Origin of the sequence: Kitasatospora sp. NPDC127035, from assembly GCF_042726075.1 — a bacterium.
Taxonomy (GTDB): Bacteria; Actinomycetota; Actinomycetes; order Streptomycetales; family Streptomycetaceae; genus Kitasatospora.
In genome coordinates this window covers 1-2,563 of sequence record NZ_JBHXDN010000159.1, presented here as the reverse complement: position 1 = coordinate 2,563, position 2,563 = coordinate 1, and the positions used below count along the sequence as shown (strand labels likewise).

General features: G+C 66.6%; 1 protein-coding gene. It reads left to right on the top strand.

The features are described 5' to 3' along the window. The first annotated feature begins 683 nt into the window (after nt 1-683). A complete protein-coding gene (gene ltrA / locus ACFWIC_RS40945; RefSeq protein WP_380522279.1) occupies nt 684-2,486 on the top strand; it encodes a group II intron reverse transcriptase/maturase in 1,803 nt (600 codons plus the stop codon). Nucleotides 2,487-2,563: the final 77 nt, after the last annotated feature.

Below are 2,563 nucleotides of genomic sequence, written 5' to 3'. Positions count from 1 at the left end.
CGTGCGACACGAAGTTGCACGAATTTGAGTGGGCTGACCGAATGGAGAGGCGGCTGATGGTGGGGCCGTAGGTGCAGTCACGGGTCCGTGTCCGTATGACCCGTCCCCGCCCTTGGCGTGCGATGCCGGTAACGGCGTGGTGCGAAGCTCAGGGGGAAGCCCAAGGACTCCCGTTCCATCCGGGGGTTACCGGCAAGGGGAAGACCGGACGGGTGAACGCAAGTGAACTCCCGATGATGCCTCGTGAACCCAAGCCCCGCCGATGGAAAGCACCAGCGGGGTGCATGGCTGGCTGCTGAGAAGCGGCAGGCGCTGGCCGGTAGAGGTCGTTCCGGCCAGGTGGACACCGCCGCCTCGGGGTAAAGGGAGCACCCACCCCGGTCGTATCTCATTCGTGTGGAACGTGGAAACCCCGTTGGGGTCCGGGCTGTCGCGGCCCGGTCGGCCGACCGTGAGGAAGGCTCAACTCCCCAGCGGGAACAGGATGGCCCAAGAAGCCAATGCCGGAAGCCGAAAGGAAACGGGAACCCGGGGCAGCATGACCGGTCTCTCCGCCGGTCGCCCCGCATAACCGTCCGGATACAGGCGGCTGCCTGGACCCGAAAGGGTGCTGACGTGGGCCGGGTGAGCCTGTGCGGACTCACTGGACAAGGACGACGGAACTGAGGGACAAGTTGGACACCATGACGGACACGGACGGAGCGGTCTCGACCGTCCCGGCCGCCGCCGCGACGGTGAACGGACCCGAGGGCGAAGACCTGGACTGGGCGTCGATCGACTGGCGCCGGGCCGAGGAGGACGTACGGCGTTTGCGGCGGAGAATCTTCACGGCATCGCAGGCGGGGGACCTCAGGAAGGTCCGCAATTTGCAGAAGCTGATGCTCCGGTCCCGTTCGAACACGCTCCTGAGCGTGCGGCGGGTCACGGAGATCAACGCGGGACGCGCGACGGCGGGAGTCGACGGTCAGGTGGTGCTGCTTGCCCAGTCCAAGGCCGCGTTGGCCCACTGGGTCCAGCACCAGGCCCGACCCTGGACTCCCAAGCCCGTCAAGCGGGTGTTCATCCCCAAACCGGGGACCACAAAGAAGCGCGGACTCGGGATTCCCGTGATCGTCGACCGGTGCCTGCAAGCCGTGGCACTGGGCGCACTGGAACCCGAGTGGGAAGCGCGGTTCGAGCCGAAGTCGTACGGCTTTCGGCCCGGCCGCGGCTGTCACGACGCGATCGGGGCCATCTACTCCACGCTGAACGGGAAGAACCCGCAGCGTGTGTGGGTGCTCGACGCGGACCTGACGGCGGCGTTCGACCGTATCGACCACGACCGGCTGCTGGCCACGCTCGGCACCTTCCCCGCCCGGGGACTGGTCCGGCAGTGGCTGAAGGCCGGGGTCGTGGACAAGGGTCGGTTCGCCCCGACCGAGGAGGGGACTCCGCAGGGCGGGGTGATCAGCCCGTTGCTCTTCAACGTGGCCCTGCACGGGATAGAGGAAGCCGCAGGGGTCCGCTACTACACCGCCGGCCGAGACGCCGGGAGTGCACAGAGCGGAAGTCCCGTGCTGGTGCGGTACGCAGACGATTTTGTCGCGATGTGCACCAGCCGTGAGCAGGCCGAACAGGTCAAGGAACGGCTGGCCGCATGGCTGACGCCCAGGGGGCTCGCCTTCCACGAGGACAAGACACGCATCGTCCACGCGGTGAGCGGGTTCGACTTCCTGGGGTTCAACGTCCGCCGGTATCACGGCAAACTGCTGATCAAGCCGAGCACAGCGGCACAACGACGGATCCGGGAACGGCTGCACGCCGAGATGCTGGCCCTGCGAGGGGCCAACGCCAAGGCTGTGCTCAAGAAGATCAACCCCATCGTGCGGGGCTGGTCGGCCTACTACCGGACGGTGGTGTCCAGCGAGATCTTCAGCGCGCTGGACAGCTACATGTGGACGCTCGCCTACAAGTGGGCCAAGCACAGCCACCCGAACAAGCCGAAGCACTGGATCTCCAGCAAGTACTTCGGCCGGTTCAACAAGGCCAGGAAGGACCGCTGGGTGTTCGGCGACCGCGACAGCGGCGCCTACCTGCTCAAGTTCTCCTGGACGAAGATTGTCCGGCACCAGTTGGTCAAGGGCAGGGCGTCTCCGGATGATCCGGCGCTTGAGTCGTACTGGGCCGAGCGACGTCGCAAGGGACCACCTCCGCCGGTCGACGGCATGACCATGCGCCTGCTCCAGGCTCAGCACGGTCGCTGCCCGGTCTGCGGAGGGCTCCTGCTGCACGCCGATCACCCGCCGAGAAGCCCCCAGGAATGGGAGACATGGCGGGCCGTCATCAGGAAGGCGATCTCCAAGCAGTACGTCGCGTTCCTGAGCGGAAGCACGCCGGGCGATCAACGAATCCGTCTCCTCCACACCCAATGTCAACGGCGGAACGGAGTCGCCGAGCTGACGAGTCCAGCACCTTCTCCTGACCGCGAGCCCTTGGGGCTTGCTTGAGCCGTGTGCGGTGAACAGCTGCTTGCACGGTTCTGAGGGGGCGGGGACGCAGCAATGCGTCCCCGCTACCCGACTGA

Coding starts and splice junctions, on each gene's coding strand:
- ltrA (WP_380522279.1), top strand. CDS start 684: ATGACGGACACGGACGGAGCGGTCTCGACCGTCCCGGCCGCCGCCGCG.